General features: G+C 71.4%; 21 protein-coding genes. 8 read left to right on the top strand and 13 right to left on the bottom strand.

Going from position 1 to position 22,494, the window contains the following annotated elements; translation table 11 throughout:
• Positions 1 to 67: 67 nt before the first annotated feature.
• From ASD11_RS18115 to rsrA, 4 genes are all read left to right on the top strand, one after another.
• On the top strand, positions 68 to 652 hold the full coding sequence (locus ASD11_RS18115; RefSeq protein ID WP_156464658.1) for a hypothetical protein: 585 nt from the start codon (positions 68 to 70) through the stop codon (positions 650 to 652).
• 157 nt (positions 653 to 809) lie between these two features.
• Positions 810 to 1,526, top strand: a complete 717-nt coding sequence (locus ASD11_RS09395) for an SOS response-associated peptidase (protein WP_056286281.1) — start codon at positions 810 to 812, stop codon at positions 1,524 to 1,526.
• A 132-nt stretch (positions 1,527 to 1,658) separates the two neighbouring features.
• Positions 1,659 to 2,297: a sigma-70 family RNA polymerase sigma factor gene (locus ASD11_RS09390; RefSeq protein WP_056286278.1), complete on the top strand. Its 639-nt coding sequence runs from the start codon at positions 1,659 to 1,661 to the stop codon at positions 2,295 to 2,297.
• Positions 2,294 to 2,566, top strand: coding sequence for a mycothiol system anti-sigma-R factor (gene rsrA, locus ASD11_RS09385; protein WP_056286275.1), 273 nt, complete (start codon positions 2,294 to 2,296; stop codon positions 2,564 to 2,566). The genes ASD11_RS09390 and rsrA overlap by 4 nt, the downstream gene beginning before the upstream one ends.
• A 67-nt stretch (positions 2,567 to 2,633) precedes the next feature.
• Here rsrA and ASD11_RS18930 read toward each other — a convergent pair whose 3' ends face one another.
• From ASD11_RS18930 to ASD11_RS09360, 6 genes are all read right to left on the bottom strand, one after another.
• Positions 2,634 to 2,708: a 50S ribosomal protein bL37 gene (locus ASD11_RS18930; RefSeq protein WP_369797015.1), complete on the bottom strand. Its 75-nt coding sequence runs from the start codon at positions 2,706 to 2,708 to the stop codon at positions 2,634 to 2,636.
• Positions 2,709 to 2,732: 24 nt separating this feature from the next.
• Positions 2,733 to 3,113, bottom strand: a complete 381-nt coding sequence (locus ASD11_RS09380) for a thioesterase family protein (RefSeq protein WP_056286272.1) — start codon at positions 3,111 to 3,113, stop codon at positions 2,733 to 2,735.
• Between the two features lie 87 nt (positions 3,114 to 3,200).
• A complete protein-coding gene (locus ASD11_RS09375; RefSeq protein ID WP_056286270.1) occupies positions 3,201 to 4,943 on the bottom strand; it encodes an ABC transporter ATP-binding protein in 1,743 nt (580 codons plus the stop codon).
• A complete protein-coding gene (locus ASD11_RS09370; RefSeq protein WP_056286266.1) occupies positions 4,940 to 6,637 on the bottom strand; it encodes an ABC transporter transmembrane domain-containing protein in 1,698 nt (565 codons plus the stop codon). The genes ASD11_RS09375 and ASD11_RS09370 overlap by 4 nt, the downstream gene beginning before the upstream one ends.
• A gap of 65 nt (positions 6,638 to 6,702) precedes the next feature.
• Complete coding sequence (locus tag ASD11_RS09365) at positions 6,703 to 8,388, bottom strand: acetolactate synthase (RefSeq protein ID WP_056286261.1); 1,686 nt, start codon at positions 8,386 to 8,388, stop codon at positions 6,703 to 6,705.
• Positions 8,389 to 8,427: 39 nt separating this feature from the next.
• Positions 8,428 to 9,348: a DUF2785 domain-containing protein gene (locus tag ASD11_RS09360; RefSeq protein WP_082554261.1), complete on the bottom strand. Its 921-nt coding sequence runs from the start codon at positions 9,346 to 9,348 to the stop codon at positions 8,428 to 8,430.
• Positions 9,349 to 9,415: 67 nt separating this feature from the next.
• On the opposite strand from ASD11_RS09360, the gene ASD11_RS09355 reads away from it, so the two are divergent.
• Positions 9,416 to 10,867, top strand: a complete 1,452-nt coding sequence (locus tag ASD11_RS09355; RefSeq protein ID WP_056286254.1) for a sensor histidine kinase — start codon at positions 9,416 to 9,418, stop codon at positions 10,865 to 10,867.
• Positions 10,868 to 10,935: 68 nt separating this feature from the next.
• On the opposite strand, the gene ASD11_RS09350 is transcribed toward ASD11_RS09355, so the two are convergent.
• Positions 10,936 to 11,187 carry a WhiB family transcriptional regulator gene (locus ASD11_RS09350; protein WP_056286252.1) on the bottom strand — a complete coding sequence of 84 codons (252 nt, stop codon included), beginning with the start codon at positions 11,185 to 11,187 and terminating at the stop codon, positions 10,936 to 10,938.
• 211 nt (positions 11,188 to 11,398) lie between these two features.
• Between ASD11_RS09350 and ASD11_RS09345 the strand changes: the two genes are divergently transcribed.
• From ASD11_RS09345 to ASD11_RS09335, 3 genes are all read left to right on the top strand, one after another.
• The gene (locus ASD11_RS09345; RefSeq protein ID WP_056286249.1) at positions 11,399 to 11,824 is read left to right on the top strand and encodes a hypothetical protein; all 426 of its coding nucleotides are present in this window, start codon (positions 11,399 to 11,401) and stop codon (positions 11,822 to 11,824) included.
• A 185-nt stretch (positions 11,825 to 12,009) separates the two neighbouring features.
• Positions 12,010 to 13,209 carry an NAD(P)-dependent malic enzyme gene (locus ASD11_RS09340; protein WP_056286246.1) on the top strand — a complete coding sequence of 400 codons (1,200 nt, stop codon included), beginning with the start codon at positions 12,010 to 12,012 and terminating at the stop codon, positions 13,207 to 13,209.
• Between the two features lie 32 nt (positions 13,210 to 13,241).
• Positions 13,242 to 14,207 carry a zinc-binding dehydrogenase gene (locus tag ASD11_RS09335; protein ID WP_056286242.1) on the top strand — a complete coding sequence of 322 codons (966 nt, stop codon included), beginning with the start codon at positions 13,242 to 13,244 and terminating at the stop codon, positions 14,205 to 14,207.
• A 322-nt stretch (positions 14,208 to 14,529) separates the two neighbouring features.
• On the opposite strand, the gene ASD11_RS18505 is transcribed toward ASD11_RS09335, so the two are convergent.
• The 6 genes from ASD11_RS18505 to purT all read right to left on the bottom strand — a co-directional run bounded on the left by ASD11_RS18505 (position 14,530) and on the right by purT (position 22,494).
• The gene (locus tag ASD11_RS18505) at positions 14,530 to 14,706 is read right to left on the bottom strand and encodes a DUF6104 family protein (protein WP_156464657.1); all 177 of its coding nucleotides are present in this window, start codon (positions 14,704 to 14,706) and stop codon (positions 14,530 to 14,532) included.
• A gap of 7 nt (positions 14,707 to 14,713) precedes the next feature.
• Positions 14,714 to 18,478, bottom strand: a complete 3,765-nt coding sequence (locus ASD11_RS09330) for a multifunctional oxoglutarate decarboxylase/oxoglutarate dehydrogenase thiamine pyrophosphate-binding subunit/dihydrolipoyllysine-residue succinyltransferase subunit (protein WP_056286241.1) — start codon at positions 18,476 to 18,478, stop codon at positions 14,714 to 14,716.
• A gap of 109 nt (positions 18,479 to 18,587) precedes the next feature.
• Entirely contained in the window at positions 18,588 to 19,637 is a 1,050-nt protein-coding gene (locus tag ASD11_RS09325; protein WP_056286237.1) for a DNA glycosylase AlkZ-like family protein, read from the bottom strand.
• A 67-nt stretch (positions 19,638 to 19,704) separates the two neighbouring features.
• A complete protein-coding gene (locus ASD11_RS09320; RefSeq protein WP_056286234.1) occupies positions 19,705 to 20,151 on the bottom strand; it encodes an OsmC family peroxiredoxin in 447 nt (148 codons plus the stop codon).
• Positions 20,152 to 20,223: 72 nt separating this feature from the next.
• On the bottom strand, positions 20,224 to 21,246 hold the full coding sequence (locus ASD11_RS09315) for an LLM class flavin-dependent oxidoreductase (RefSeq protein WP_056286231.1): 1,023 nt from the start codon (positions 21,244 to 21,246) through the stop codon (positions 20,224 to 20,226).
• 42 nt (positions 21,247 to 21,288) lie between these two features.
• Positions 21,289 to 22,494 carry a formate-dependent phosphoribosylglycinamide formyltransferase gene (gene purT / locus ASD11_RS09310; RefSeq protein ID WP_056286227.1) on the bottom strand — a complete coding sequence of 402 codons (1,206 nt, stop codon included), beginning with the start codon at positions 22,492 to 22,494 and terminating at the stop codon, positions 21,289 to 21,291.

Here is a 22,494-nt window from a genome sequence, read left to right as displayed (position 1 = left end):
GATGGACGAGCATAGGCTACATGGCCACAGCATCGAAAATCTACCCCTGCTGAGCGAGTCGGCGGCCGTGGCGGTTGCACACGAGGTGGGAGCGAGTGCAGCCGACCAGGGAGCCCCGCTCCACGAGGTCCTCGACCTCGTGGAGCAGGCGTACGGCGGCAGCCCGCGGCACCAGGTGGTCCGCGCAGCGAGCCTCGCGTGGTCGGAGCGGGTCACGGAGCACGCGCACGGCATCACGTGCGAGGACGAGCTCACGACCCTGGCGTCACCGCACCATCTCCGGTCCCGCCTCGGCGAGATCCATCGTGAGGCCGACATGGCGGGCGTGCGCGTCGCCGACACGCACGTCCTGGTGGGGGTCAAGCTCGTGGCAGGGCCGGGAGCGTCCTCCCTCGAGCGGGCCCTGCACGCCCTCGAGGTCGCGGAGGTGCTGCGGGAGGTCTTCCCGGGCGAGGAGACCATCGCCCGGATCAACGAACGATGCTTCGTGGTGCTGGTGCGCAGGGAGCGCGCCGACGCCATGACGCTCGCCCTGGTCAGGCTGCTCGTGCAGCGCACCTCGGCAGGAGTCCCGTCGCCACGCCTGTGGGTGGAGGAGCTGCCCGGCGACTACGAGGACTCCGTGCGGGTCGTGGCCGAGCTGTCCACCTAGGGCGAGACCTCAGGGGGGTGCAGGGCCGCGCAGGTCCGCTGAGTGGTGGGAGCTCAGCGGGCCCGCGGGGCCGCACGGAGGGCCCTCCGGCCCGTCGGGTGGTGGGAGCCCGACGGACCGGCGACCCGTTGTCGGTGGTCTGTGCCAACCTGGACGGGTGTGCGGACGGTATGCGACCTCCAGGACCTCGGCCCAGCTCGACCAGGCCTTCGCGGCCCGGCTGGCGCCCGACTTCGTGGAGCCTGAGCCCGACTACAACATGGCGCCCACCAAGCAGGCGCCCATCGTGCTCGCCAGGGCCGACGACGACGGCGTGCACCGCGAGCTGACGAGCGCCACGTGGGGCCTCGTGCCGTCGTGGGCCAAGGACCGCTCCATCGGCAACCGGCTCATCAACGCCCGCTCCGAGACGGTGGCCGAGAAGCCGTCGTTCAAGAAGGCGTTCGCCCGGCGGCGTGCGCTCGTGCCCGCCGACGGCTACTACGAGTGGTACTCCACCGACGACGTCGACGCCAAGGGCAAGCCGCGCAAGCAGCCGTTCTTCATCACCCCCCAGGACCGCTCTGTGCTGGCCATGGCAGGGCTGTACGAGTTCTGGAAGGCCTCCGCCGACGATCCCTGGCTCGTCACGTTCACCATCCTCACCACCACGGCGGAGGACTCGCTCGGCCATCTGCACGACCGCATGCCGCTGCTCGTGGAGCCCGAGGCCATGGATGCCTGGCTCGACCCTCGCCCGCACGAGACGCAGGAGCTGCTCGACCTCCTCGTGCCCGCAGCGCCGGGCCGCCTCGCCGCGTGGCCCGTGGCCACCGACGTCAACAACGTGCGCAACAACGGCCCCCACCTGATGGAGCCCCTTCCGGCGCAGTAGCGCCACCTCGCGTGCCGGAATAGCCGCCCCCCGGTTCCTGTTGTGACCGGTGAGGAGGCACACATGCTCGCTTGTGCAGAACGGCCCGCGACGACGGGCATCCGTCAGACGTCCGGAGTAGTCTGGACCACGATGGACACCACGCCTGAGACCGATGCGGAGCAGACCCCTGCGGTCGACCGCGACACCGAGACCCCGGAGGAGCGTCAGCTCCGGTTCGAGACCGAGGCGCTGCCGTACCTGAACCAGCTGTACTCGGCCGGACTGCGGATGACCCGCAGCCCGCAGGACGCCGAGGACCTCGTGCAGGAGACCTACGCCAAGGCGTACTCGGCGTTCCACCAGTACAAGCCGGGCACCAACCTCAAGGCCTGGCTGTACCGCATCCTCACCAACACGTACATCAACTCCTACCGCAAGAAGCAGCGTCAGCCGCAGCAGGTCACCGACGAGATCGAGGACTGGCAGATCGCCGCCGCGTCCTCGCACGCCTCGAGCGGCCTCAAGTCTGCGGAGATGGAGGCGCTCGAGCACCTTCCCGACTCCGACGTGAAGGACGCGCTCCAGCAGCTCCCCGAGGACTTCCGGTACGCGGTGTACCTCGCCGACGTCGAGGGATTCCCGTACAAGGAGATCGCCGAGATCATGGAGACGCCGATCGGCACCGTGATGTCACGGCTGCACCGCGGTCGTCGTCAGCTCCGCGAGCTCCTGTCGGACTACGCTCGCGATCGCGGCATGGCGGTGCAGGGAGCAGGTGGACCGGCATGACCAGTCCCTGCGAAGGTCCCGACTGCAACCAGGCGCTCGAGAACCTGTACCTCTTCCTCGACCAGGAGATCGACACGGCCAGCTGTGAGGAGATCCAGTCGCACATCGACGACTGCTCCTCGTGCCTGACGGCCTACGACCTGGAGCGGCTCGTGAAGACGCTCGTCTCGCGCTCGTGCGCCGAGGTCGCTCCCGAGCCCCTGCGCGACAAGGTGCTCTTCTCCATCCGCACCGTGCAGGTGCAGATCACCGAGAAGCGCAGCGGCTGACCGCGCCAGCCCGTACATGAAGAAAGGCCCCGCTGTTCAGCGGGGCCTTTCTCATGTGTTCAGTGATTCACGCGTTGGGGCGCTTGCCGTGGTTCGCGCCCTTCTTGCGACGCGCACGACGCTTGCGGCCGGTCTTGCCCATGTTTCCTCCTCGGACGAATGCGGTTCATTCTTCCACAGGGCGCAGCCGGGAGAGAAACCGCTCCCGGTCCACGACCACACGACGCACCTCGCCGGTGCCCACGAGCGTGCCACGGTCGTCGACGGCGCTCACCCGGAACCGCACGAGGCGGCCGTCCTCGTAGACCTGCTCGGCCGTCGCGGTGATGGTGGCGCCGACGGGACTGGCGGCCAGGTGCTCCACCTCGACACGGGTGCCGACGCTCGTGCGGGTGGCCGGCACGTCGAGCGCCGCGCACGTCGCCTCCTCGAGCCAGGCGAGCAGACGGGGCGTGCCCAGGACGTCGAGGTCGCCGCTGCCCAGGGCCGCGGCGGTGTCGTCGGCGGTCACGGTGTGGGTCACGGACGCGGTGGGCAGCTCGCTCATGCCCTGAGCCTGTCACGCCGCCCCCGCCGGGCGGTGGACCTGCCACCGTGGGAGCGTCCTCGCGGTGGAGGGTCCACCGCCCAGGGGTCAGGCGGGGGAGGACCAGGCCTGCCAGAGGGCCGCGTATCGGCCCTCGGCGGCGACGAGCTCGTCGTGCGTCCCCTGCTCGACGATCCGGCCATCGTGCATCACGACCACGCGGTCGGCCGAGACCGCCTGCGTGAGGCGGTGGGCCACGACGATCGAGCTGCGTCCGGCCACGACGGCGAGCGCGGCCTGCTCCAGCTCTCGCGCGCCGGACGAGCCGGCCTCGGCCGTCGCCTCGTCCAGCACCACGAGGTCGGGGTCGCGCAGGACCACGCGGGCGAGGGCCAGCTGTTGTGCCTGGGCGGGCGTCAGAGGGTTCGCGAGCGAGCCCACGGCGGTGTCGAGACCGTCGGGCAGCGCGCGGACCCAGGGTTCCGCGCCGCAGAGAGCGACGGCGTCCCACAGCACCTCGTCCGGGGCCGAGCCGTCGGCGAGACGCAGGTTGTCGGCGATGCTGCCGGCAAAGACGTGCACCTCCTGCGAGACCAGGGCGACGTGCGTCCTGAGCGTCACGGGGTCCAGGTCGCCCAGCGGACGACCCGCCAGGAGCACCGCACCCTGGTCGACGGGCAGGGTGCCGGCGGCGATCGCACCGAGGGTCGTCTTCCCGGCGCCGGTGGCGCCCACCACCGCCACCCGCTCGCCGTGCGACACCACGAGGTCGACGTCGTGGAGGACCGGACGTCCCGGCTCGTAGGAGTGCGACACCCCTCGCAGCTCGAGGGCCGGCCGGGGGTGCACGTCGTGGTCGGACGCCGGAGGTACGGGCATCCCCGCCACCCCGGCGAGGCGCGCGAGCGACGCGCCGCTGCTCTGGATCTCGTCGAAGACGTACATCAGTGCGCCGATGGGGTTGAACAGCCGGTGGAAGAACAGGGCGGCCGTCGTGGCCTCGCCCACCGTGCCGGCGCCCGAGCGCACCATGAGGAACCCCGCCGTGAGCACGAGCGTCAGGCCGAGCAGCTCGGAGTAGTTCCCGCGGAAGCCGAAGCGCGTGTAGAGGCGGAAGACCGTCATCGTGACCTCGACCGTGTCGCGGGAACGGCTCTCGATGCTCGCGAGGGCCTCGCGCTCGCGGGCGAGGGCACGCAGCGTCGGGGCGTTGTCCAGTCCGGCGACGAGCGCCTCGGCCCGGGCGCCCGACGAGATCCGCTCCTGGGCGTAGACCGGTGCGGACCGAGGCAGGTACCAGCGCAGCGACGACGCGTACGCGGGAACGATGGCCAGCCCGGCCAGGCCGAGCCGCCAGTCGAGAGCGAAGAGCCCGCCCGCGGTGAAGCCCACCGCCATGACCGAGCCCAGCAGCGCGGGGACCGCCTCGTCGAGCGACTCGGTGAGCTTGCGGACGTCGTCGCCGACCCGGGCCACGACGTCGCCGGTGCCGGCTCGCTCGATGGTCGCGACGTCGAGGTGGAGTGCCCGGTCGAGGACCTCCTCGCGCAGCTCGGCCAGGGCCGGGGCCGCGGCGAGGGCGAGCGCGGCGTTGGACGCTGCGGTGGACAGCGCACCGACCACCCCTGCCACCACCATGAGCACCACGGCACGCACGACGGCGTCGGTGCCGCTGTCCTCGCGGACGGCGTCGATGATCCGTCCGATCATCCAGACCGGCACGAGTCCTGCGAGGCCGGTGACGGCGAAGGTGACGAAGGTGGCCGCGAGCGGGACGCGGCGGGTGCGCACGAGCCGCCACGCAAGTCGGGCGGTCGTGCGACGGTCGGCCGTGGGGAGCAGCGTGCTCATCGCAGCACGTCCTCGCGGTAGCCGGGGTCGTCGAGCAGCTGGGCGTGCGAGCCCGTCAGCACGACGCGTCCGCCGTGCACGACGACCACACGGTCGGCCGCCTGCAGGAGCGCGGGCGACGACGTGAGGACGAGCGTGGCCCGCCCGTTCCGCAGGTCGCGGAGGCCGTCGGCGATCCCCTGCTCGGTGACGGAGTCGATGGCCGTCGTGGGGTCGTGGAGCACGAGCACCGGCGCATCGGTGGCCAGCGCCCGGGCGAGGGCTAGTCGCTGTCGCTGGCCGCCGGAGAGACTCGTCCCACGCTCGCTGACGACGCGCTCGAGACCTTCGGGGTGCAGGGCCACCACCTCGTCGGCGGCGGCTGCGGCCAGGACCCGCTCGAGACGGTCCGCTCCGAGCGAGCCGCCGGGGTCGATCGTGGTGCCGATCGTCCCGGCCGGCACCTGCGCGCTGTGCGGGCTCACCACGAGGTGCCTGCGTCGGTCGTCCACGTCGAGGTCCACGAGCGCCACGTCCCCCAGCGAGACCCGACCGTGCTCGGGGGACGTCTCGGCGTGCAGCAGCGTCATGAGCGTGTCGGCCACGGCAGGGTCGTCGACGACCAGCGCGAGGATCTCGTCGGGCGCCACGGAGACCGACAGCCCGGCGAGCGGCCCGCTGTGCACGTCCTCCAGGGTGAGGCGCGGTGCCGTGGAGTCGACGGCCAACGCGGTGTCGGCGGGCGGCTGGAGCCGAGGGGAGGCGAGGAACGCCGAGATGCGGCGGGCCGAGCCGAACGCCCCGCCGAACTGGGCGCTGACCTCGCCGAGCTGGGCGATGGGCTCGGCGAGGAACTGGGTGAGGCCCACGAGGGCGATGAGCTCGCCGAGGGAGAGGTCGCCGTCGAGCGCGCCCTGACCGGCCACGAGGGCCACGGCGGCCAGGAGCAGCCCCGACAGCAGCGTGGTCAGTCCGCCCAGATAGCCCCACGACCGGGCCACGGAGACGGTGTCGTGCTGGGCCCGGCGACTCACCGTGCGGTAACGACCGAACGCGACGTCCTCGCCACCGATGCCCTTGAGAGGGCGCAGGCCGTGCAGCAGGTCCGTGGCGAGACCCGAGGCGGTGGCGATGCTCTCCTGCTGACGCTCGCTGCGCCTGGCCACGAGCGGGGTGACGACCTGGATGACGAGCGTGACGGCGGGGACGCCCACGAGGATCAGCAGGCCGATGACAAGGTCGACCTGCAGCACGTACACGGCCACGATGACGACGCTCAGCAGCGCTGCGATCGTGTACGCCAGCTGGTAGACGACCTGGCCGACTCGCTCGGCGTCCCCCGTCGCGAGCGACAGGACCTCGCCGGGGAGCTGGTCGGTCCTCGCCCCACGAGGATGGAGCACGTGGCCCGCGATCTCGGTGCGCAGGAGGTGTGACTCCTCCTCGAGCGCGCGCACGATGAACCGGCTCCCGAACCGGTACGAGAAGGCCAGCGTGGACATGAGCGCCACCAGGACCAGGAGCGACGTGACGAAGCGGCTCGTCGACTCCGACTCGATGCCGCGGTCCACCACGACGCCGATCGCGACCGGGACGAGCGTCTCGCACAGCTGCCACACGGCGAGCAGCACGTAGCCCGGCGTGAGCCGGCGCCAGTGACGCCGGACGGAGCGTCGCAGCAGCGGCCAGGGGCTCGTGGGGACGGTCGACTGCACCCCGTGAGGCTACCCTTACCCGGCCCTGGGCGGGACGGCGACCAGGGGGCTGGGCGAGGGTGCGTCTAGATGCCGCTCGTGGCGCGGGGGTAGGCGGCGTCGACGTCAGTGATGACGTTGACGAGGTACGGGACGTCGGAGGCGAAGGCACGGTCGATGGCGGGACCGATCTCCTTCGGGTCGGTCACCATCTCGCCGCCGCCACCGAGCGCCGTGACCACCTGGTCGTAGCGGGTCTGCGGGGCCAGGTCGGCCGCGACGTCATAGCCGTAGAGCATCTGCATGGGGCCCTTCTCCAGGCCCCACGCCGAGTTGTTGCCGACGATCATGACGACGGGGAGGTCGTGACGGACGAGGGTGTCGACGTCGAGCAGCGACATGCCGGCCGCGCCGTCGCCGAAGAGCACCACGACCTGGCTCGACGGCCGGGCGATGCGGGCCGCGATGGCCGCGCCCATGCCGGCGCCGAGGCAGCCGTACGGGCCAGGGTCGAGCCACCCGCCGGGGCGCTGGGGCTCCACGTACTTGCCGGCGAAGGACACGAAGTCGCCGCCGTCGCCGATGACGACGGCGTCGTCGGCCAGGCGGGGAAGCAGCTCGCCGTAGATGCGCGCGGGGTGGATGGGGTCGGCCTCGGCACCCAGGAGCTCGTTGTCCGAGGCCGTGGTGGCGGCCACACGGTCCTGGAGGCGTCCGAGCCACTCGCTCCACGACGGGCGTGAGCCCGGTGTGGACTGGAGCGCCGCCAGGATGCCGTCGAAGCACTGGGTGAGGTCGCCTGCGGCGGACGCGGCGAGCTGGGCGTGGGCCGAGACCTGTCCGGGCGAGTCGGCCAGGTGGACCGTGCGGGCCTGCGGAGCGCCCTCCTTGCCGCCGAACACGCCGTAGCCGAGGCGGAAGTCGAGGGGGGTGCCCACGACCACGACGACGTCGGCCTGGCCGAGCGCCACGGAGCGCGCCTTGGTGACGAGGAGAGGGTGACCACCCGGCAGGATGCCGCGGCCCATGCCGTTGGCGAGGGCCGGGATGCCCGTCTCCTCGACGAACCGGAGCGCAGCCTCCTCCGCGTGGTCGGCCCAGACGTCGGTGCCGATCACGAGCACGGGTCGCTCGGCGTCGGCGAGGAGGCGGGCGATGCGCGCCAAGGCGTCGGCGTCGGGCGTGATGGCCGCGGTGGTGTTGCCGGCAGACGGCGAGTCGACCGTCGTGCTGTTGAAGATCTGGTCCATCGGGATGTCGACGAAGGCGGGGCCGCGGTGCGACGAGCCGGCCAGGTTGAAGGCCCGGTCCACGGTGGGCGCGACGTCGTCGACGGTGTGCGCGGTCTCGGCCGACTTGGTGATGGTGCTGAAGATGGGCGGGTGGTCGAGCTCCTGCAGCGTGCCCATGCCCCAGCGCCCGGCCGGGGCGCGGCCGCCGATGACGACGAGGGGCGAGCCGCTGAACTGCGCCTGTGTCACGGGGCTGACGCCGTTGGTGACACCGGGGCCCGCCGTGAGCACCGCGAGACCGGGTGTGCGGGTGAGCTTGCCGATGGCCTCCGCGGCGAACACGGCCGTGGGCTCGTGCCGGACGTCGATGATGGGCGTGGGCGGCTCGGCCGTGACGGCGGCGTCGTAGAGCGGGAAGACGTGCGCCCCGGAGAGGGTGAACAGTGCCTCGACGCCGTGGGCACGAGCGACCTCCAGGGCGTGGACACCGGCGTGCTTGGGGGTGTCGTCGGTGGAGGTGGTGTCGTCCGTCTGCGTCATGATCGGGACGCTACCCGAGCCAGGGGTCGGTCGTCGGGCTTACTCGCCCACGGGCTGGGCGCGGGTGGTGGGTCGGTACAGCCAGGGGCTCTCGGCCCGGATCTGGTCGAGGACGGCGAGCAGAAGATCGGCGCGGTGGGCCGGCTGCTCGGCGAAGAGCTCGGCGTCGCCGGTGAGGTCGGCCCTGCCCTGGACTCCCAGCGCGAGCTGGAGGTGGAGCGCGCGGAGGAAGGCCGACGTGTTGCTGGCCGGAGGCGACGGCCACTCGGTGTCGAAGTGGCCCCGCACGCGTGGCGGACGGATGCCGTCGCCCAGGCGCGCGAGCCAGGGCTCGACGATCGCGGGGTCGAGGGAGTTGCGGTGCAGGAGCGTCATCACGGCGTACGCGAGCCGGTCGTCCTCGCCGTGGCGCCAGATGTGCGACGTCGGCTGCAGGACCCGGTCGGCGATGACGTCGAGCAGGACCGTGAGCTCGAGGCGGCCGAAGTGTCGTGAGCGGGCCAGCGCGCCGAGGAGGTCGGCACCGTGGGCGATGGCATGGGCCCAGCCCTGCTCGGGCAGCCAGCCGCGGTGGTCCTGCTCCCGGACGTACCAGCTGGTGGCGTGGTCGCCCCAGCCCAGGACCGTCTCGGAGGCCAGCAGGTGCGCCTGGTTGTCGCGGCCCACGACCTCGGCGAGGAGCAGGGCGCTGTACGAGCGTCGGATGACCGAGACGTCTCCGTCGTGCCCCAGCCCGTACCGCAGGCCCGGCAGCACGCCGTCGCCCAGGCCGGTCAGGAGGTCGTCGTACACGCCCTCGGCCAGCCACGTGGTGAGGAGCGGGTATGCGAGGTCCTCGCGCAGGCGCGGGTTCGGGTGGCCGAGCATCTCGATGAGCTCGACGGTGGACTCGTCGAGCGATCGGTCGATCGGAACTCTTCGGCCGGTCTGCATGACCGCCTGCCAGTACGCCTCAGACATCGGACCCACTGTGGCACAGGCGTCCTGAGGGCGGCAGCCGGCCGCGGCCGCTCGATAGGCTGCCGAGGTGCCCTCCCTCGACGACATCGCCCGGTCGCAGACGACCCTCGACGAGGCCGACGTCGCGTGGCTGCACGCCGTGGTCGCTGACTGGCAGCTGATCGCCGACCTCTCCTTCTCCGACCTCGTGCTGTGGGTGCCCGACGCCGAGGCCAAGGGGCGCTGGGCCGCCGCCCAGATCCGCCCCACCACCGGACCCACGACGCTCCAGGAGGACGTCGTGGGGACCTTCGTGCCGAGCGAGGAGACCTTCGCGTTCGAGCGGGTGCTCAAGACGGGGGAGCCCCTCGACGACGTGCAGGTGGCGCTGGACGGCGACACCGCCGCCCGCGTGCAGCTCGTCCCGGTGCGGCGCGAGGTCCCGGTGGCCGTCATCGAGCGACGCTCGGCGACCTTCGGACTCCGTGCGTCGAGCCGGCTCGAGACCGCCTACCGGCAGACAGCGGGCGAGCTCACCGAGATGATCCGCCAGGGGGAGTTCCCCACCCCGGGCTCGCGCTCGGAGCTGGCTGACTCCCTCCGGGTCGGTGACGGCTTCATCAGGACGGACTCCCGGGGTGCGGTCCTCTTCGCCAGCCCCAACGCGATGTCGGCCTACCGTCGGCTCGGGCTCTCGGGCGACCTCGTCGGCGTCGACCTCGCCGACGTCACCACGGCCCTCACGGCACGGCGTCCCGCCCGGCCCACCGACGGTGCGGCGGTCGCGCTCCTGGAGGGCGACGACCAGGGGGAGGCCGAGGTCGAGAACGCTCACGCCTCCCTGCTCGTGCGGCTGATCCCGGTGCGGTCCCACGGTCGGCGCAGCGGGTCGGTCGTGCTCCTGCGCGACGTCACCGAGCTGCGGCTCCGGGAGCGCCAGCTGGTCTCCAAGGAGGCCACGATCCGCGAGATCCACCACCGGGTGAAGAACAACCTCCAGACCGTGGCGGCGCTGCTCCGTCTGCAGGCCCGTCGGGTCGCGGCTCCCGAGGCACGCGGCGCGCTCGAGGAGGCCGTGCGCCGCGTCGGCTCCATCGCGCTCGTGCACGAGACGCTCAGCCAGTCCTTCGACGAGACGGTCGACTTCGACGAGATCGCCGACCGGCTCATGCGCACGGTGCTCGACGTCGCCGGCGCAGGGGTCCGTGGGGCCCGTGTCGGCTCGTTCGGCCACGTGCCGGCCGAGGTGGCCACGCCCCTGGCGATGGTGCTCACCGAGCTCATCCAGAACGCGGCCGAGCACGCCTACGACGAGTCGGGCGGCCGCCTCACGATCGCCGTGAACCGGATCCGTGACCGCGTGCGGCTGCGGGTCAGCGACGACGGCAAGGGCCTGCCGAGCGACTTCAGCCCCGAGGACAGCCTGGGCCTCTCGATCGTCTCCACGCTCGTGCAGGCCGAGCTGGGCGGGACGCTGGCGTTCGAGCCCAACCCGCGCGGCGGCACCACCGTGGTCATCTCGCTGGAGATCAGGTCCTGAACAGAACAGAACCCCGCACCAAGGGTGCGGGGCTCGTCTCTGTGACTCGGTGAGTCTGTGCGCGTGGCTCAGGCGGTGCGGATGCGTGCCCGGGCGTTGCGGCGCTTGAGAGCGCGACGTTCGTCCTCGCTCATGCCTCCCCAGACGCCGTGGTCCTGACCGGACTCGAGTGCCCACTGCAGGCACTGCTCCCGGACGTCGCAACGACGACAGACAACCTTCGCCTCCTCGATCTGCATGATCGCGGGGCCGGTGTTGCCGATGGGGAAGAAGAGCTCGGGGTCTTCGTCCAGACACGCGCTTCGGTGGCGCCAGTCCATGACGATGTCTCCTTCCCGTGGTGATGTGTTCTCCCGGAGCGATGACGTGGGGCGACAGGGTCGCGTTCACATGTTCGTTACATGGCTCGGGGCGCTGTCACCCATCGTTCCAGCCTGCGGACACTTGCACAAGAGATACCCGAGCGCGCCTCCTGTCGGCTCCATCACACCTCGTCACACCGCCGGACGACACCGCCCTAGGGTAGGGACCGTGACGGATGCCGATCGCCCCACCAGTCCCAGCGGTCCCACGCGTCCCACGGGCGCCGCCCGCAGGTTCCTGCTCGTGGTGTTCGGGATCGTCGCGGTCGAGGCGCTCGGCCTGGTCACCCTGGCCGTGCTCGACCTCACCGACCTCAACAGCGATCGTCTGGGCCTCGGCGTCGGCGCCGCGCTGCTGCTCGCGGTCTACGCCGCCGCCATGGTGTGGGCCGCGGTCCGCGTGCTCCGCGGCCACTCCTGGGGCCGGGGCTTCCTCGTGCTGACGCAGCTCATCCAGGTGCTGATCGCCTACAACGCCCGTGACAACGTGTGGTGGGTCCCGACGCTGCTGGCCACGACGGGTGTCGTGGCCCTGGGCTGCCTGCTGGCGCCGCCCGTGACAGCGGCGCTGGTCGACGACCCCGAGGCGCTCTGACCCCTCCTGTGGGCGCTCTCGTGAGACCGGCCTCACGCCGGGAGCCCCTGGCCGATGTGAGAGACTGACCGGCGGGACACACCCCCTTTCCCCAGCCCCCATCGTGGGCATCGCGGCACGAGCCGCACTGCGACCGGACCGGTCTGCAGCACGACCGGATTCTTCGCCGAGGACTTCACTCACAGATGGTTGCCACCGACATCGACGCTCGCATCGAGACCTTCGACCCCGAGGACCCCGTCTTCGCCCTGCACCGCGGCGGCAAGATGGAGATCTCGGCCTCCGTGCCCCTGCGCGACGCCCATGACCTCTCCTTGGCCTACACGCCCGGCGTCGCCCGCGTGTGCGAGGCCATCCACGCCGACCCCGAGGTCGCCCACGAGTACACGTGGGTCTCCAACACGGTCGCCGTCATCACCGACGGCACGGCCGTGCTCGGCCTCGGCGACATCGGCCCGGCCGCGTCGATGCCGGTCATGGAGGGCAAGGCCGTCCTGTTCAAGCAGTTCGGCGGCGTCGACGCCATCCCGGTGGCCCTCGACACCACCGACGTCGACGAGATCGTCGAGACGATCATCCGGCTCGCGCCCACCTTCGGCGGCGTGAACCTGGAGGACATCTCGAGCCCGCGCTGCTTCGAGATCGAGCGTCGTCTCAAGGACGCCCTCGACATCCCTGTCTTCCACGACGACCAGCACGGCACCGCCGTCGTGGTCCTGGCCGCGCTCATCAACGCGCTGCGCCTCACCGACCGCGACATGGAGGACATCAAGGTCGTCATCTCCGGCGCCGGCGCCGCCGGCGTGGCCATCACCCAGATCCTCCGCGAGTCGGGCGTCCGCAAGGTCAGCGTCCTCGACCGCGCCGGCGTCATCCACTCCGGCCGCACCGACCTCAACAGCGTCAAGCAGCTGCTCGCCGACCAGACCTCGGGCTGGGCCAAGCCGGGCACCGTCGACGACGCCCTGCGCGGTGCCGACGTGCTGATCGGCGTCTCCGGCGGGACCATCGCGGAGTCCGCCGTGGCGGGGATGGCCGAGGACGCCATCGTCTTCGCGCTCGCCAACCCCACGCCCGAGGTGCACCCCGACGTCGCGTCGCGGCACGCCCGCGTGGTCGCCACGGGCCGCTCGGACTTCGCCAACCAGATCAACAACGTGCTGGTGTTCCCCGGCATCTTCCGCGGGGCCCTCGACGTCCGTGCCACGGCCATCTCGGAGTCCATGAAGATCGCGGCGGCCCACGCCATCGCCGACCTCGTGGGCGACGACCTCGCCGAGTCCTACGTCATCCCGTCGCCCTTCGACCCCCGGGTGGCCACCGCCGTCGCCCGGGCCGTCACCGACACCGCACGCCGCGAGGGACTGGCCCGCCGGCCCTACTGAGCTGATCAGCACCCACCACGAAGAGGAGCCGCATGTTCGCCGTCTACGCAGGTGAGATCAACCCGGAGGACCCGCTCAAGGGGCTCGTGATCGGCGAGCAGCCCGATCCGGTGGTCCCCGACGGGTGGACCACGGTCACGGTCAAGGCGGCCTCCATCAACCACCACGACGTGTGGAGCCTGCGCGGCGTCGGCCTCAGGAGTGACGCGCTGCCCATGATCCTGGGCTGCGACGCCGCGGGGTACGACGAGGACGGCAACGAGGTCATCGTGCACGCCGTGATCAGCGACCCCTCGTGGCGCGGCGACGAGACGCTCGACCCCAAGCGGTCGCTGCTGTCCGAGCGGCACCCGGGCACGTTCGCGGAGAAGGTGGCCGTGCCCAGCCGCAACGTCGTGGCCAAGCCCGCGGGCCTCAGCTTCGCCGAGGCGGCGTGCCTTCCCACGGCCTGGCTCACGGCCTACCGCATGCTCTTCACGCAGTCCGACCTCAAGCAGGGTGACACGGTCCTCGTGCAGGGCGCGGGCGGCGGCGTGGCCACGGCCCTCATCATCCTGGCGCGCGCCGCCGGTCTGCGGGTCCTGGCCACGAGCCGCGACGAGGACAAGCGCACCAAGGCGCTCGAGATCGGCGCGCACGAGGTCTTCGAGTCCGGCGCGCGCCTGCCGGTGAAGGTCGACGCCGTCATGGAGACCGTCGGCAAGGCCACCTGGTCGCACTCGGTTCGCTCCATGCGCCCCGGCGGCACGATCGTCATCTCCGGCGCGACGTCGGGCGACGCGCCCCCCGCCGAGCTGACGCGGATCTTCTTCCAGCAGATGCGCGTCCACGGCTCCACCATGGGCACGCGCGACGAGCTCCACCGCCTGGCCCAGTTCCTCGACGTGACCGGCACCAAGCCCCTCATCGACCGCGAGATCCCGATGGAGGACGCCGCCTCCGGCCTCGAGTCGGTCATCGACGGCTCCGTCTTCGGCAAGATCGTCCTCACCCGCTGACCGACGAACGACGAGGGCTCGTGGTCGTTGGGACGACCGCTAGCCCTCGTCGTTGGTCTGGTGGGGACGAACGATGAGGGGTTTGGGTCGTGGTGGCGACCGCTAGCCCTCGTCGTTGGTCTGGTGGGGACGAACCATGAGGGGTTTGGGTCGTGGTGGCGACCGCTAGCCCTCGTCGTTGGTCTGGTGGGGACGAACGATGAGGGGTTTGGGTCGTGGTGGCGACCGCTAGCCCTCGTCGTTGGTCCGGCGGGGACGAACGATGAGGGGTTTGGGTCGTGGTGGCGACCGCAAGCCCTCGTCGTTGGTCCGAGAGCGGGGGTCAGTCCTCGTCGTCGTCGAGGCGGGCGAGCCAGGTGGCGAGGCGCTCGGTGGGGATCTCGAAGTCGGGGTTGAGGTCGACGAACTCGACGAGCCGGTCGGCCAGCCACGCGAAGGAGATCTCCTCCTCGCCGCGGCGGGCCGCCAGCTCCTCGATGCCTCGGTCGGTGAAGTACATGGCCGACTCAGCCGGCGAAGGCGGCGTCCATGAGCTCGGAGGCCTCTTCGTCGTGACGGTGCTTGGAGCCGACGGCCGTCGTGGAGGACTCGGGCCGCGAGATCAGCTCGAGCGGGACGTCGAGGTCCCAGTGCTGCGAGTAGTGCGGCCACGGGCCCTGGTTGGACGGCTCGTCCTGCACCCAGCGCACGGTCGTGAGGTTGGAGTACTGCGCGAGCAGCTCCTTGACCTCCTCGAGCGGACGCGGGTAGAGCTGCTCGACCCGCAGGATGGCCGTGCGGGTGTCCTCGCGCTTGGTCCGGGCCTCCAGCAGGTCGTGCGTGACACGACCCGAGGCGAGGATGACGCGCTCCACCGAGCCGGCTTCGACGTCGGTGTCGGCGATGACCGGGCGGAACTCGCCGGAGGTGAACTCCGCCGGGTCCGAGGCCGCCGACTTGCGCCGCAGCAGCTGCTTGGGCGTGAAGACGATGAGCGGACGGTGCTCGCTCTCCAGCGCCTGACGACGCAGGAGATGGAAGTACGAGGCCGACGTGGAGGGCTGGGCGATCGTGATCTCGCCGTTGGCCGCCAGCGCCAGGAAGCGCTCGATGCGGGCCGACGAGTGGTCGGGGCCCTGGCCCTCGTAGCCGTGAGGGAGCAGCAGGACGACGCCCGACTTCTGACCCCACTTGGTCTCGCCCGAGGAGATGTACTCGTCGATGACCGACTGGGCGCCGTTGACGAAGTCGCCGAACTGGGCCTCCCACAGCGTGAGCGCCTCAGGACGGGCCACGGAGTATCCGTACTCGAAGCCGAGTGCGGCGTACTCGCTCAGCAGCGAGTCGTAGATGTAGAAGGTGGACTGCTCGTCGCCGACGTGCGCCAGGGGAGTCCACTCGCTCGCGTTCTCACGGTCGATGATCGTGGCGAAGCGCGAGGAGAACGTGCCGCGGCGCGAGTCCTGACCGGCCAGCCGCACCGGGCGGCCGTCGAGCAGGAGCGAGCCCATGGCGAGGATCTCGCCGGTGCCCCAGTCGATGGGACCGGTCTCGATGGACGCGGCGCGACGCTGCAGCTGCGGCAGCACCTTGGGGTGCACCGTGAAGCCGTCGGGCACGGAGGTGTAGGCCGAGGAGATGGCCTTCATGGTCTCCGGCGTGATGGAGGTGACCAGCTGGCCCTCGTGCTCGGGCTTGGTGGGGTACTCCGGCGTCCGGGTGTAGTCCGGGTCGGCCGAGGCCTCCTTGACGTCGACGAAGTTGCGCTCGAGCTGGGCCTGGTAGTCCGCGAGGGCCGCCTCGGCCTCCTCGATGGTGATGTCGCCACGACCGACCAGGGCCTCGGTGTAGAGCTTGCGCACCGACTTCTTGGCGTTGATCGTGTCGTACATGAGGGGCTGCGTGAAGCTGGGGTCGTCGCCCTCGTTGTGACCGCGGCGGCGGTAGCAGACGAGGTCGATGACGACGTCCTTGTTGAACGTGCGGCGGTACTCGTAGGCCAGCTGCGCGATGCGGATGCAGGCCTCGGGGTCGTCGCCGTTCACGTGGAAGACCGGCGCCTGGATCATGCGGGCGACGTCGGTGCAGTACGTGGAGGAGCGGGACGACGACGGAGACGTCGTGAAGCCCACCTGGTTGTTGACGATGACGTGGATCGTGCCGCCGGTGCGGTAGCCCCGCAGCTGCGACAGGTTGAGCGTCTCGGCCACGACGCCCTGTCCGGCGAACGCGGCGTCGCCGTGCACCAGGACGGGCAGCACCGGGAACTCGGCGCCGCGGTTGAGGCGGTCCTGCTTGGCGCGCGCGATGCCCTCGAGCACCGGGTCGACGACCTCGAGGTGCGACGGGTTGGCCGCCACCGAGACCTTGATCTTGGAGCCACCGGTGGCGACGAACTCGCCCTCGACGCCGAGGTGGTACTTGACGTCGCCGGAGCCCTGGACGGTGCGGGGGTCGATGTTGCCCTCGAACTCGCGGAAGACCTGGGCCGGGCTCTTGCCGGCGATGTTGACCAGCACGTTCAGGCGGCCGCGGTGGGCCATCCCGATGCAGACCTCCTCGAGGCCGTCGAGAGCGGCGGCCTCGCAGATCTCGTCGAGCAGCGGGACCGTGGTCTCGCCACCCTCGAGGCTGAAGCGCTTCTGGCCGACGAACTTGGTCTGCAGGAAGGTCTCGAAGGCCTCGGCCTGGTTGAGCTTGAGCAGGATCCGGAGCTGCTCCTCACGCGGCGGCTTGGTGTAGCCGTGCTCGAGACGCTCCTGGAACCAGCGACGCTCTGCCGGGTCCTCGATGTACATGTACTCGATGCCGACGGTGCGGCTGTACGAGTCGCGCAGGATGCCGAGGATCTCGCGCAGCTTCATGTAGCGGCGGTCGCCGCCGAACGACGGACCCGTGGGGAACTCGCGGTCGAGGTCCCACAGGGTGAGGCCGTGCGAGGCGGTGTCGAGGTCGGGGTGGCTGCGCTGGCGGTACTCGAGCGGGTTGGTGTCGGCCATGAGGTGGCCGCGCACGCGGAAGGCGTGGATGAGCTCGAGGACGCGGGCCTGGCGATCGATGTCGTCGTCGTGGCTGACGGCGATGTCCTGGGCCCAGCGGATGGGCTCGTAGGGGATCCGCAGCTCGCGGAAGATGTCGTCGTAGAAGCCGTCCTGGCCGATGAGCAGCTCGTGGATGCGCTTGAGGAACTCGCCCGACTGCGCGCCCTGGATGACGCGGTGGTCGTACGTGGACGTGAGGGTCATCATCTTGGAGATGGCCATCTGCGCGAGCGTGTGGGCCGAGGCGCCCTGGAACTCCGGCGGGTAGTCCATGGAGCCGACGCCGACGATGACGCCTTGGCCCTTCATGAGCCGCGGCACCGAGTGGTTGGTGCCGATGCCACCGGGGTTGGTGAGGCTGACGGTGGTGCCCTGGAAGTCGGAGACCTCGAGCTTGCCGTCGCGGGCCTTCTTGACCATGGTCTCGTAGGCCTGCCAGAAGCCGGCGAAGCCGAGCGTCTCGGCGGCCTTGATGCTGGGGACCATGAGCTGACGGGTTCCGTCGGGCTTCTGGAGGTCGATGGCGAGGCCGAAGTTGATGTGCTCGGGCTTGAGCGCGACCGGCTTGCCCTTCTCGTCGGTGTCGTAGCCGGTGTTCATGGCGCGGATCTCGGAGATGGCGCGCACGACGGCGTAGCCGATGATGTGGGTGAACGAGACCTTGCCGCCGCGGGCGCGGGCGAGGTGGTTGTTCATGACGGTGCGGTTGTCGAAGAGCAGCTTGACCGGCACGGAGCGCACGCTCGTGGCGGTGGGAACCGTGAGGCTCTCGTCCATGTTGGCGGCGGTGCGCGCGGGGGCGCCGCGCAGCGTGGTGCGCTCGACCTCGCCGGGTCCGGCAGCGGGAGCGGGCTCGGCCTTGGCTCCCGACTTGGCGGCCGGCTTGGCCGCGGGCTTGGCAGGCTCGGCCTTCGCGGCGGGCTTGGCGGGCTCGGCCTTCGCGGCGGGCTTGGCGGGCTCAGCCTTGGCCGCGGGCTTGGCGGGCTCCGGCTTGGCGGGCTCGGGGGCCTTGTCCTTGGCCGGCTCAGCCTTGGCCGGCTCAGCCTTGGCCGGCTCGGCCTTGGCCGGCTCGGCCTTCGCGGGCGCCGGGGCGGAGCCGTTGCTGCTCTCCAGGTCGTTCTTCTCGAAGAACGTCACCCAGGAGGCGTCGACGGAGGACGGATCGGCCTGATACCGGTCGTACATCTCCTCGACGAGCCACTGGTTGGTCCCGAAGTCGGGGGTGGTTGATGCCTGGGAGGACTCGGCCACGGCCTCGATCGCCTCTTCCGTTCAGTGCGCGCGCGTGCAGGGGGAACTCCTGACAGGGTAGCGCGCCTCGCCAGGCGCCGGGCGGCTGGTCCGGGCGCGCGTCGTGCCCCTACGTGGTGAGGCGCAGGGAGCCCTCGAGCCCCAGAAAACCGGCGAAATGCTCCGTCTCGGTGTCGAGCGCGGCCCGGTGCCGACGCGAGAGGGTGGCGTGGGTGGTGACGTGGACCTCCACTGTGGCGGCACTCACGGTGCGGGTCCAGCCGCCGGCCAGCCGACCGTCGAGGAAGAGCAGTCCGAAGCCGCGCATCGCCACCTCGTAGCCGGGGCCGAGCTCCGCGCGGAGGTGGGCGTCGCGGACGTAGGAGATGATCTCGTCGAAGTTGGCGAGCAGGAGGACGGGCGGGACGTCGACCGGCTCTGCCTCCTCGAGCACCCAGAGCTCCCGGCCGTCGAGGGTGACGGGTCGCAGCTGGGCCAGCTCGATGGCGCGGCGGGCCTGCGTGAGCGTGAGGCTCGTCCACCAGGCGAGGTCGTGGGCCGTGTGAGGTCCGTGGCCGCGCGCATAGGTGCGCGCGACCCACGCGAGCGCCTCGTCGTGGCTCAGGGCCGACGCCGCCAGGCTCAGCGGTCGGTACCGGTGCTGACCGCCGGTGAGCCGAGAACCTCCGACGCGGCCGTCGAGCTCGGCCATCATCACGACGTGGGCGAGGAGGTCGCCCGGCAACGGTGCATGACCGGCGTCGTGGAGGCGCTCGGCCAGGTGGGCGCGCGTGCAGCCCGGCGACTCCTCCACCGCCCGGGCCACGACGTCAGCGGCGGCGCGGAGGCGGTCCTCGGGGAGTCCCTGGCGAGCGGTGTGGGTGACCACGAGGCGCTCGACCCGCGCTCCGGTGGCGGCGACGAGGTGCGGGAGGTCCTCGGTCAGGACGTGGTGCCACGTGGTGCGGAGCACGTGGGTTCGCACCACGTCGGGGCCCGACAGCGCGGCGGCCACCTCGACCGCGGACGCCCCGCAACGACGCCCGATGCTCCAGGCAGCACTCACGTGGTCCTGGCACTGGACGGCGCCGAGATGGCCCACTGCCAGAGTCGGAGACGCGGCCGGCTCGCCCGTGAGCAGCTGGGCGGGAAGCCGGTGGGGAGCGAGGGCCTGGCGCATGACAGTCATCGTCCCACCGGGCACGGACGGCCGGGTGGGACGAGAGGACGGGGTGTGGTCGTGCGGGTCAGGCGGTCTCGAGCCGGGCGTCCAGCGTGATCTCGTCGACCCCGTCAAGTGCCTTGCTGAGCGGGCAGCTCTCCTTGGCGCCGTCGGCGGCCTCCTGGAACTCGGTCTCGCCGATGCCGTCGACCTCGGCGCGCACGGTGAGGTGGATGGAGGTGATGCGGAAGCCGCCGTCGGGATCCTCGCCGAGCGTGACGTCGGCCGAGGTCTCGATCGAGAGCGGCGTTCCGCCGGCCTCCTCGAGCAGCGCGGTGAGCTGCATCGTGTAGCACGCCGAGTGCGACGCGGCGAGGAGCTCCTCGGGGTTGGTGGCGCCTCCGCCGTCGTCCGATGCGCGCTTGGGGAAGGAGACCTCGAAGGTCGCGAGACCGCTGCTCGTGAGCTCGGTCTGGCCGGATCCGTCCTTGAAGCCGCCGTCCCAGGCGGTGCGTGCGGAGCGTGTGGGCATGGGTTCCTCCTCGGTGGGTGGTGATGCCTTCGACGCTACGTAACCTGCGTGGGCTCGCAATCCGAGGAGGCCTCAGCGCCAGCCGAGGCCGGGGGCGACGTGCTTCAGGATGCTCTCGATGACGTGGGCGTTGTACTCGACGCCCAGCTGGTTGGGGACCGTGAGCAGGAGGGTGTCGGCCGCGGCGACGGCCTCGTCCTCGCGGAGCTGCTCGATGAGGGCATCGGGCTCGTCGGCGTACGTGCGGCCGAAGCGCGCCGTGGTGCCGTCGATGATGCCCACCTGGTCGGCGTCCTGTCCGCCGCGGCCGAAGTAGGCGCGGTCGCGGTCGTCGGTGAGCGCGAAGATGCTGCGGCTCACGGAGACGCGGGGCTCGCGGGCGTGGCCGGCCTCCTTCCAGGCGTCGCGGAACATCTGGATCTGCTCGGCCTGGAGCTGGTGGAACGGCACGCCGGTGTCCTCGGTGAGCAACGTCGAGCTCATGAGGTTGAGTCCCTGCTGGGCCGTCCACTCCGCCGTGGCACGGGAGCCGGCGCCCCACCAGATGCGGTCGCGCAGGCCGGGGGAGTGCGGCTCGATGGGGAGCAGCCCGGGCGGGTTGGGGAACATGGGGCGAGGGCTCGGCTGGGCGAAGCCCTCGCCCTGGATCACCTGGAGGAAGACCTCGGTCGCGTTGCGCGCCATGGCGGCGCCGGCCGGGTCGTCCTCGGCGGGGACGTGGCCGAAGTACTTGAAGCCGTCGACGACCTGCTCCGGAGATCCGCGACTGATGCCGAGCTGGAGCCTGCCCCCGGAGATGAGGTCGGCCGATCCGGCGTCCTCGGCCATGTAGAGGGGGTTCTCGTACCGCATGTCGATGACGCCCGTGCCGATCTCGATGCGGCTCGTCCGCGCGCCGACTGCGGCGAGCAGCGGGAACGGCGAGGCGAGCTGACGCGCGAAGTGGTGCACGCGGAAGTACGCGCCGTCGGCGCCGAGCTCCTCGGCCGCGACCGCGAGGTCGATCGACTGGAGCAGGGTGTCGGAGGCCGACCGGGTCTGTGACTGGGGCGAGGGCGTCCAGTGCCCGAACGACAGGAAGCCGATGTTCTTCATGCCACGTTCAAGCGGCGAGCCGGGTCGGGCATTCCCGAGGGGTCAGACGACGTGGATCTGCTCGGCTGCACGGCGTGCGGTGGCGCGCGCCGACTCCACGTCGGGACCGACCGCGAGGGTCACGGCCATGCGTCGACGACCGGACACCGCAGGCTTGCCGAAGAGCCGCACGCTCGTGCCGGGCTCCGCGAGTGCCTGGGGCACGCCGGCGAAGCGCGGCGCCGTGATCTCGCCGTCCACGAGGACCGCGCACGACGCGGACGGTCCGCGGGTGCTGATGACCGGGACGGGCAGGCCCAGCACGGCGCGAGCATGCAGCGCGAACTCCGAGAGGTCCTGCGAGACGAGGGTGACCAGCCCGGTGTCGTGCGGGCGGGGGGAGAGCTCGGAGAAGATCACGTCGTCGCCGTGCACGAAGAGCTCCACCCCGAAGAGGCCGCGGCCGTGCTCCCCGCAGAGGTCGGCGACGACGGCAGCGGCCACCTCCTGCGCCCGGGCCAGGACGACGTCGGACAGGGCCTGCGGCTGCCACGACTCGCGGTAGTCGCCGTCCACCTGGGTGTGGCCGATGGCCGGGCAGAAGGAGATCAGGTCGGCACCGCCGTCGACACCGGCGTGCTTGACGGTGAGGAGCGTGATCTCGACGTCGAAGGGCACGAAGCCCTCCACGATGACGCGCCCCGCACCAGCCCGGCCGCCCTCCTGCGCGTAGTCCCACGCGGGCCGGACGTCGGAGGGCTCGCGGAGCACGGACTGGCCCTTGCCCGACGAGGACATGACGGGCTTCACGACGCACGGGAGGCCGACGGCGTCGACCGCCGCCGACATCTCCTCGAAGGTCCCGGCGAAGCGGTACGGCGAGGTGGGCAGGCCGAGCTCCTCGGCCGCCAGGCGACGGATGCCCTCGCGGTCCATCGTGAGCCGGGCGGCCCGGGCCGTGGGCACCACCGTGATGCCCTCGGCCTCGAGCTCCTGCAGCGTGGGGGTGTGGATGGCCTCGATCTCGGGGACCACCCAGTGCGGCTCCTCCAGCTCGACGACCCGGCGGATCTCCGCCGGGTCCAGCATGTCGATCACGTGGCTGCGGTGCGCCACCTGCATCGCGGGGGCATCGGGGTAGCGGTCGACGGCGATGGTCTCGACGCCGAGGCGCTGCAGCTCGATCGCGACCTCCTTGCCGAGCTCGCCGGAGCCGAGGAGCAGGACGCGCGTGGCGCCGTCGGAGAGAGGAGTGCCCAGGATCGTCAC

It is taken from the genome of Aeromicrobium sp. Root495 (genome assembly GCF_001426755.1).
Lineage (GTDB): Bacteria > Actinomycetota > Actinomycetes > Propionibacteriales > Nocardioidaceae > Aeromicrobium.
The sequence above is the reverse complement of the archived record's forward strand: the minus strand, read 5'-3'. Positions and strand labels throughout refer to the sequence as shown.

Bases quoted from the DNA above. Each gene is read 5' to 3' on its own strand.
- rsrA (WP_056286275.1), top strand. From the start codon at position 2,294: ATGACCAGTCCCTGCGAAGGTCCCGACTGCAACCAGGCGCTCGAGAAC.
- ASD11_RS09365 (WP_056286261.1), bottom strand. From the start codon at position 8,388: ATGACGCAGACGGACGACACCACCTCCACCGACGACACCCCCAAGCAC.
- ASD11_RS09335 (WP_056286242.1), top strand. From the start codon at position 13,242: ATGTTCGCCGTCTACGCAGGTGAGATCAACCCGGAGGACCCGCTCAAG.
- ASD11_RS09390 (WP_056286278.1), top strand. From the start codon at position 1,659: ATGGACACCACGCCTGAGACCGATGCGGAGCAGACCCCTGCGGTCGAC.
- ASD11_RS09375 (WP_056286270.1), bottom strand. From the start codon at position 4,943: ATGAGCACGCTGCTCCCCACGGCCGACCGTCGCACGACCGCCCGACTT.
- ASD11_RS09340 (WP_056286246.1), top strand. From the start codon at position 12,010: ATGGTTGCCACCGACATCGACGCTCGCATCGAGACCTTCGACCCCGAG.
- ASD11_RS09325 (WP_056286237.1), bottom strand. From the start codon at position 19,637: ATGCGCCAGGCCCTCGCTCCCCACCGGCTTCCCGCCCAGCTGCTCACG.
- ASD11_RS09315 (WP_056286231.1), bottom strand. From the start codon at position 21,246: ATGAAGAACATCGGCTTCCTGTCGTTCGGGCACTGGACGCCCTCGCCC.
- ASD11_RS09380 (WP_056286272.1), bottom strand. From the start codon at position 3,113: ATGAGCGAGCTGCCCACCGCGTCCGTGACCCACACCGTGACCGCCGAC.
- ASD11_RS09320 (WP_056286234.1), bottom strand. From the start codon at position 20,151: ATGCCCACACGCTCCGCACGCACCGCCTGGGACGGCGGCTTCAAGGAC.
- ASD11_RS09350 (WP_056286252.1), bottom strand. From the start codon at position 11,187: ATGGACTGGCGCCACCGAAGCGCGTGTCTGGACGAAGACCCCGAGCTC.
- ASD11_RS18505 (WP_156464657.1), bottom strand. From the start codon at position 14,706: ATGTACTTCACCGACCGAGGCATCGAGGAGCTGGCGGCCCGCCGCGGC.
- ASD11_RS09360 (WP_082554261.1), bottom strand. From the start codon at position 9,348: ATGTCTGAGGCGTACTGGCAGGCGGTCATGCAGACCGGCCGAAGAGTT.